This window comes from Candidatus Nanosyncoccus nanoralicus, assembly GCF_004138405.1.
Taxonomy (GTDB): Bacteria; Patescibacteriota; Saccharimonadia; order Saccharimonadales; family Saccharimonadaceae; genus Nanosyncoccus; species Nanosyncoccus nanoralicus.
The window spans coordinates 1-8,290 of sequence record NZ_PRLL01000023.1 but is presented as its reverse complement, the minus strand read 5'-3'; the positions used below and the strand labels follow the sequence as shown (position 1 = coordinate 8,290).

The 8,290-nt window shown below is 42.4% G+C and carries 7 protein-coding genes; all 7 read right to left on the bottom strand.

The features are described 5' to 3' along the window. Positions 1 to 482: Mur ligase family protein (locus tag G3KMM_RS02610; RefSeq protein ID WP_206660647.1), on the bottom strand; the 482-nt coding region annotated here is incomplete at its 3' end. Between the two features lie 29 nt (positions 483 to 511). Then, positions 512 to 1,783, bottom strand: coding sequence for a M16 family metallopeptidase (locus G3KMM_RS02605; protein WP_129605208.1), 1,272 nt, complete (start codon positions 1,781 to 1,783; stop codon positions 512 to 514). Positions 1,784 to 1,785: 2 nt separating this feature from the next. Beyond that, entirely contained in the window at positions 1,786 to 4,578 is a 2,793-nt protein-coding gene (gene secA / locus G3KMM_RS02600) for a preprotein translocase subunit SecA (RefSeq protein ID WP_129605205.1), read from the bottom strand. A gap of 110 nt (positions 4,579 to 4,688) precedes the next feature. Continuing rightward, positions 4,689 to 5,051 (bottom strand): ribosome hibernation-promoting factor, HPF/YfiA family, encoded by a 363-nt coding sequence (gene hpf, locus G3KMM_RS02595; RefSeq protein WP_129605202.1) that lies wholly within the window; start codon positions 5,049 to 5,051, stop codon positions 4,689 to 4,691. Positions 5,052 to 5,099: 48 nt separating this feature from the next. After that, complete coding sequence (gene serS / locus G3KMM_RS02590) at positions 5,100 to 6,344, bottom strand: serine--tRNA ligase (RefSeq protein ID WP_129605199.1); 1,245 nt, start codon at positions 6,342 to 6,344, stop codon at positions 5,100 to 5,102. A gap of 28 nt (positions 6,345 to 6,372) precedes the next feature. After that, entirely contained in the window at positions 6,373 to 7,833 is a 1,461-nt protein-coding gene (gene lysS / locus G3KMM_RS02585; protein ID WP_129605196.1) for a lysine--tRNA ligase, read from the bottom strand. Between the two features lie 59 nt (positions 7,834 to 7,892). Continuing rightward, a partial coding sequence (locus G3KMM_RS02580) for a ribosome-recycling factor (protein WP_164998492.1) occupies positions 7,893 to 8,290 on the bottom strand: 398 nt, incomplete at its 5' end.

Sequence of the window (8,290 nt, the reverse complement as noted above, 5' to 3'; positions counted from 1 at the left end):
TGAGGAGATTTTCGGAGATCCCAGCATTGAAAACTACTCATCTCATAAACAACTAAATCCTTTTCAGTGATTTTGTCTAACTCGAGGATGGCTGGCGTGCCAATATTGCCAACAAGATGAATATTATTGAAACGTTCCGGAAATTGACGGAGTAGATTTGTGATAATGGAACAGGTAGTTCCCTTCCCTTTGGTACCGGTAACGCCAATGATCGGTGCTTTGCAATTTTCAAAGAAATAGTTGGTAATTGAGGTCCAATTCTGGGATTTACCACGCTGCTCTGGTTCTAAAATAAATTGAGGATGAACAGAAGGGCTACGAAAAACAAGATCAAAATTCTCTAAGTGAAAATCTGGAATTTGGTGATCCTCGAAATGGTCAAAAAAAGTAAAATGATTGGGACTAGCTTCTAATGAGTGGGTTTTAAAATAAGCTTCTACGGCTTGCCCCTCAAGTCCATGACCTAAAATTGCAATATTCATAGCTCTATTATACTTGGTTTTTAATGGTTTTAGAAATTAAGCGATTCAGCAAGCTGGTTGATAACGGATTTTTCAACAGAGCCAACAGTCACAAAAGCATGTATGCCGGAGCCAGCAAATTCTCTAGCTAACTCAACAATAGATGGTTTATTGATCTCTTTAATGATTTGAGGGAAATCATCGTAGAGTTCAAATTTTTCGGTCATAAAATAATCATCGGTATAGTAGTCAGAGATTTGGCTGACGGTCTGTGCTCCCATCTGGTAGCGTCCCTGGGCGTAGGTTTTAACAGCTTCAATTTCTTCGTCAGAAATTTCACCATTGAGGGCTTTTACCATTTCGATTTGAATAAGGGAGAAAAGTTCGTCAGCAGTCTCAAGATTCACTTCGCCATCAAAGTCCCAAGATGAATAATGTTTACTGCTATTGATGCCACTACCCATTCCATAAACAAGGCCACGTTTTCTGGCTTGGCCAAAAATACGACTACTCATGGTGCCATTGAGGATATGGTTGAGTGCACCCATGGCTTGAGTTTCTTGGCTAGATAATCGTCTAGGGGTGACCATAGAAAAACCAAATGTAATATTACTGGCATCCTTTCTTTTTACGAGAATAGCTGGAGAAGAGTGCAATTTATCTTTGGGGATTTCAAAACGCTTACCTTCTTTGAGGTCCCAATCTTCAAGATTACGCAAAATTTCCTTTTTACGGTGTTTAATTTGTCCAGCAATAATAAAACGCATGTTTTTTGCGGTATGAGTGCGACGATAATGTTCGCGAATATCCTTAAGCTCGATATTATTGATTGTAGCAAGACGCTCTTTAAGGTTGGGAACATCTTCGCCGATAGCTTTTTGAAGCCTTGGCCACAGAAGCCGAGCATAATCATTCATATAACCGGTCAGTTCAGCTTTAACGTTACCTTTTTCACTTCTAAGTTCATCTTCATTAAATTTTGGTGAAGTGATGGCAATGCGTTCTAGATTTAAGATGCGTTCCCATTCAAAATCAGCACATTCGGCTTCATAACAGACAGAATAGTCTGAGGTCCAGGCGTTGTGATAAGCACCATTTTTAGTGAAGTCGGCTTCGTAGGCTTGTTCGTCAGGAAAGACGGAGTTAGCGCCAAAACTAAGGTGCTCAACAACATGGGCAATCTCGTAGAGGTCCGGGGTTTTAGCGAAACGCATACCGCCACGGAATTGAACCTTAATATTCATCACGGAAGCACCGGGGACATCAATAAGAAGTCCTCTCGCGCCGTTTTTTAGCTCGATTTCTTCAACAAAATGTTTCATGACTAGTGCTTGTTATGCTTCTTGTTCTGACGCTGTTTCTTTTTTGATTTACGAGCAGCATTACGTTCTTGATTTAGATTATTTTTGTTGTTTGAACCGGTTTTAAATTCATCATCAAGATTTTTAACGCCAGATTCAATAGTATTTACGCCCTTATTGGTAGCGGATTCGGCCATTTGAGTGAGTTCGGTGTCATATTCTTCGCCATCAATTACGTCGGTAGCAATAGCTTCTTGTTTGGTAATGCTGAGAAGAATCTTGAGAACTTCTTCGCGTAGATTCTTTTGCAAGCCTTCGAAGAGTTTTTGTGACTCGGTGCGATATTCAACTAGCGGATCTCTTTGACCGATTGATCGCCAGTGAATACCTTCGCGAAGGTGTTGCATATTCTCAAGGTGTTGCATCCAGAGGGCGTCGAGAACTTTGAGGTATACTTCACGTTCAATTCGTCGCATGACGTCGGCACCAAAATCTAATTCTTGAGAAGCGTAAGCCTCGCTGACTGCCGTGAGGGCAAGCTTGGCACGATCTGCGGATTTACGCATTTGGCCAATTGTTTCGACAAGTTCTGGGTCAATGTTGAATACTTGGAGGAAATTCTGTTTGAATTTCTTATTAACGCGAGAGCTCTCGATGGTGAGATCTTCGGTGGCCTCTTTCATGAGACGCTTGATTTCTTGGGAGATATTTTCTCCTTCAAGAATTTTTCGACGCATAAGATAGACGACTCGACGATGACGATTAATAACGTTGTCGTATTGAACGACGTTTTTACGAGAATCAAAGTTAAAACCTTCAATGCGACGTTGTGCGGCTTCTAGATTACGTGTAACTGCGCGATTCTGGATTGGGGTGTCTTCGTCAAGACCAACATAGCGAAGGATGTTGCCAAGCTGCATGCCTTGGAAGATACGCATGAGATCGTCTTCACAAGAGACGAAGAATTGAGTGATACCGGGATCTCCCTGACGACCACCACGACCACGGAGCTGATTGTCAACACGGCGTGAGTCATGTCTTTCAGAACCAATCACGACAAGACCGCCCATTTTCTTGACTTCATCAGAAAGTTTGATGTCTGTACCACGTCCAGCCATATTGGTAGCAAGAGTGATTGCTCCCTTTTTCCCGGCCTTTGCAATAATAGCAGCCTCACGCTCGTTATTTTTGGCGTTTAATATTTCATACTTTAATCCAACCTCATCAAGATGTTTGGCGATTAATTCGTTTTTAACGATGCTTGCAGAGCCTACGAGGATAGGTAAACCTTTGGCGTGATATTCCTGAATTGCTTTAATGATGGCGCGGATTTTTCCAGCTTCAGTGCGGAAGATTAGGTCGTCTTTATCGATACGGATAATAGGTCGGTTTGGTGGAATTTGAATAACATCAAGAGCATAAATTTGCTGGAACTCTTCAGCTTCGGTAAAGGCAGTACCGGTCATGCCGGAAAGCTTACGATAGAGGCGGAAGAAATTCTGGAAGGAGATGGTGGCGAGGGTCATTGACTCTTCTTTAACTACTACGCCTTCTTTAGCTTCGATTGCCTGATGAAGGCCTTCATTGTAACGACGGCCATGCATGAGACGACCGGTGTGTTCGTCAACGATGATTACTTCACCTGAGTTAGTCACGACGTAGTCTCGATCACGGTTAAAGACAACTTGGGCGCGAAGAGCTTGATCGAGATGATAGACAAGACGAGAGTTTTCGGCCGAATAAAGATTTTCAACACCAAGCATGCGTTGGACTTTTTCGATTCCCTGGTCTGTAAGGGTGACGGATTTGTGTTTTTCATCAAGTATATAGTCTGCGGAGTCGAGCTTAGCGACGACTTTTGCAAATTGATAATAGGAGTCTGGATTATCGCCTGCAGGAGCAGAAATAATGAGAGGGGTGCGAGCCTCGTCGATGAGAATGGAGTCAACCTCATCTACAATGGCAAAGTTTAATTCACGTTGCCTGAGGAAATCAACCTCATTAACCATATTGTCGCGTAGATAATCAAAGCCAAACTCGTTATTGGTACCATAAGTAACATCGGCGGCATAAGCTTCTTTTCTCGTGCAAGGCTTAAGGTGCTGCATGCGTTCGTCATCGTGGTCTTCGTTGATGTATTCTGGATCATAGATGAAGCTGGCATCGGCAATAATTACGCCGATACTAAGTCCAAGAAAGTGATAGACTGGAGCATTCCAACCGGCATCACGTTGTGCGAGGTAGTCATTAACGGTAACTACGTGAACACCGCGTCCGGTTAAGGCATTAAGATAGGAAGGGAGAAGCGCTACAAGAGTTTTACCTTCACCAGTTTTCATTTCAGCGACATTACCTTCATGGAGTACGATACCGCCGATAAGTTGAACATCAAAATGGCGCATACCGAGAACGCGGAAAGTGGATTCACGAACAAGAGCGAAGGCGTCAGGTAAGAGTTGGTCAAGAACTTTGTCTTCTTCCTTGGCTAGAGATGTTGGTTGACTTTGACTATGATTCTTAGATTTTTGGGGTTTTTCAGTTGCCTTAGCCTGTTTAGCAAGGGCAACTTTAGCTTCAGCTTTTTTGCGAAGATTTAGTAGGCGCTCTTTTAGGATATTGGTCTGTTCTTGTAGCTCCTGGTCAGACATAGCTTGATATTTTGGCTCAAGCTTATTAATACCCTGCACGATTTTTTTCATGCGCTTAAGATTCCGTTTTTCAGGATCGCCAAAAACTCCTTGGAGTACACGAGTGGTTAGGGTCTTATCAGCCAATTTGTCGGTTGGCTTCTTTTCTTTTTTTACTTTTTTCGACATAGTCAGTCAAAACCTCCAAAAACAGTATTATATTATGAATGTATTTTATCATAAAAACTGCATGAATTAATGATCCATGCAGTTTTAAATGATATTTTCTTGATTAATCCTTACTTTTCGCGACGAAAGAGGCGGAGGATAGGATTTTTACGTAGGTGTGGATTAGTCTCAATCTTATAGCGACGAATTTGACCGGTTAATTTTGCTTCAAGAATATCAATACCAGCAAAAACATTTGAACACTCATCCTTGGCTGCAATAACCTTTCCACCTGGAATCTCCATTGCTACAGAAATTTCATATTTGTTACCGTGTGAACGGTTTACCTCGGTGACAACAATCTTTGCAACAACATCTTTTTTGCTACCACGTGGAAGGTAACGATCTAATTTACCAATGCGCTTGGTGGCGTATTTTTGAAAGCTTTCTTCAACTTTGTAGTTACTGCCGCTAATATCAATTTTTTCAATCATATATACTCCTTTCGCTTATTTTACCATATCAAGTAATAATTAATTGATTTATAACTCGTCAACCCCAAGATATGGTTTAAGGACAGCAGGTACTTTGAGTTTGCCATCTTTCTCGGCAAAGTTTTCGATGACGGCCACCATGGTGCGGGCAAGAGAAATGGCAGTACCGTTGAGGGTGTGAAGGGTTTCAATGGTACCATCTTTGCGTCGTACACGGATATTAAGGCCTTTGGCTTGGAAATCAGTACAGTTTGAACAGCTGGTGAGTTCGCGATATTTTTGATCAACTGGTGACCAGTATTCGATGTCGTATTTCTTAGCGGCGGGTGCTCCGAGGTCTCCGGCGGCTATATTGATGATGTGATATGGGATACCTAGTTCTTGCCAAATCTCTTCTTCGATAGCACGAATTTTTTCATGAATTTCTTTACTCTGTTCTGGAAGACAGAAAGAATACATTTCTAATTTATTGAATTGATGAACCCGGAAGAGACCACGTGTATGTTTGCCGTAGGTGCCGGCCTCTTTACGGAAACAGGCAGAAAAACCAGCATAGAAGAGAGGAAGTTTATCTTCGTCGATGATTTCATCCATGTGATAGCCAGTGATTGGCATCTCAGCGGTTGCAATCATGGCAAGATCTTCGCCTTCGATATAGTATTCGTCGCTCTGTTCAGAGCTTCTTGGGGCAAAACCAGTTCCTTCAAGTACGCGGGAGTTTACCATATCTGGGACATCCATGAGAGTAAAACCATGTTCGGTGACTTTTTTAATACCGAATTGAATTAAGGCGTTTTCAAGTAAAGCTAGGCCGCCTTTGATGTAGTAGAATTTGGCACCAGCAACCTTAGTGCCGCGTTCAAAATCAACCCAGTCTCTTGAGGTGGCGTAATCTAGGTGATCAACGCCTTCGGCTTTTTGCTCACCCCATTTTGCGACCTCAACGCTAGCACTTTCGTCACCCAGTGGCACGTCTTCAAAAATAATATTAGGTACAGCTTTGAGAAGATTTTTAAAATTTGTCTCTTCATCGTTTAATTTTGCCTCTAAGGTTGCAATTTGTTCCTTAAGGACTTTACCACGATTGATTTGTTCTTCAGTGGGTTTGCCACCTTTCATTGACTCTGTATTCTGGTTTCGTTCTTTACGAAGGGATTCTACTTCTTGGAGGGTGGATTTTCTTTGATCATCAAGAGCAAACAATTTATCGAGGTCAATATTTTTGTACATTTTTTCGTTGATAGAATGTTGTACTAATTCGCGATTGGCTCTAATGAAATTAATATCTAACATTTTTACCTCTTTTCTTTTGGGTTATCAGTTAATTGTCGGTTTTGCGTTTAATGATCGGGAATGGTACGGCCTCGCGGCCGGAGACACCTTCAAGCAGCCAGAAATTGCGTTCAGAGTTACCCCATCCACAGGCAGGTGGCATGCCGTATTCGAGCATTTCAACAAAGTCCATATCAAGCATTTGAGCTTCATCATCGCCAGAATCACGCATGGCCTGCTGCTCTTCAAAACGGGCAAGCTGATCGATCGGATCATTTAATTCAGAATAGCCATTCCCCATTTCGGTACCTGCAATAACTGGATGGAATCGTTCGGTAACTAGGGGGTTATCTGGAGAGATTTTGGCGAGTGGTGAGAGACTGAGCGGCTCTTCGATTAACCAGAATGGACCGCCGGATTCTTTGCGGATAAGTTTCCATAAGTTATCAATCAATCGAGAATCTGCTTGGTTTGGTTTGACTTCAACATTATTGGCCTTAAGAATCTGTACGATTTTGGCGCGATCTGGGTTAAAGACGTCGATATCAAAATGCTGCTTGATGAGATCAGCGTATTTAATGCGTGGCCATTTTTGTGACAGGTCAATTTCAAAACCACCAACGGTGAATTGTAAGGTGCCCCAGGTTTTCATGGCAACATATTTAATCATCTCTTCATAAAAGTCCATGCCGTCTCGGTAATCTTCGAAGGCAGCATAAGATTCGAAGGCAATATGTTCTGGAAGATGTTCGTCGTCAACACCTTCATTACGGAAGCGAGGGCCAATATCGTAAACTTTTTCAAAGCCTGCACCAAGTAAACGTTTTAGAGGGAGTTCTTGTGAGATGCGTAGGTAGAAATCTTCGTCTAGGGCATCCATGTGCGTGACAAAGGGTGCGGCGTCAGCTCCACCAGTGGTGTGTTCAAGAATTGGGGTGTTAATCTCAATAAATCCGTGCTCATTCATGAAATCACGGGTGGCTTGCCAAAAACGACTACGACGAACGAGGCGTTCTCGCACTTCGGGGTTAACGTTCATGTCAACATAACGTCGACGGTAACGCTCTTCTTTATTAGTGAAGCCATCGCGGCCAGGTAATGGGCGGAGGGCTTTAGTTAGGAGGCGCACTGCGTCGGTAAAAACGGAGATTTCACCAGTTTGAGACTTACCAACAAGTCCAGTTGCTTCGATAAAATCACCAAGATCGAGGAGTTTAAGAGTTTTAACGGAGAGTAAACCTTCTTTTATATCGTCAGATTGCTTCATGAAGAGCTGAATCTCGCCAAAATAATCGCGGATTTTTACAAAAGCTAGTTTACCGAAGCTTCGGATGGCGGTAATACGTCCAGCAATGGTTACTTCTTTTTGATCAAGAGATTCAAAGTTCTCTAAGATTTCAGAAATTTTGGTGTCACGGTTTGAGTGTGCTGGATACGGATCGATACCGAGGTTTTTGATCTCTGATAGTTTACGTAAACGCTCATCCCTGTAGTCGCTAATTGTTGTCATAGATTAATTATACCATGTCTCTGTTCTGTCTCTAGAACAGCTTAATTTAATAAAGGTGACTAAATTTTCATAATTTCGGCTTCTTTAGTCTTGAAGAGTTCATCAATTTTGCCTGAGTAATTTTTGATTAGTTCATCGATTTCTTTTTCGCCGCGTTTCTTGACGTCTTCAGAGAGATCTTCGGCGGATTTTAATTCTTTTCTGGCATCATCACGTACTTTGCGAAGAGCTACTTTAGCTTCCTCAACTTTGGCTGAAGCAGATTTTACAATTTCCTTCCTACGTTCTTCAGTGAGTGGTGGAACTGGTACGCGAACTACACGGCCATCATCTGCTGGGTTAAGGCCCAGTGTCTGGTCAGCACGAATGGCTGAGGCAATGGCCTGAATAGTTGATGGATCAAACGGTGTAATAAGGAGCATCGTGGCCAATGTCACCGCTGGTGATGCCACGATGC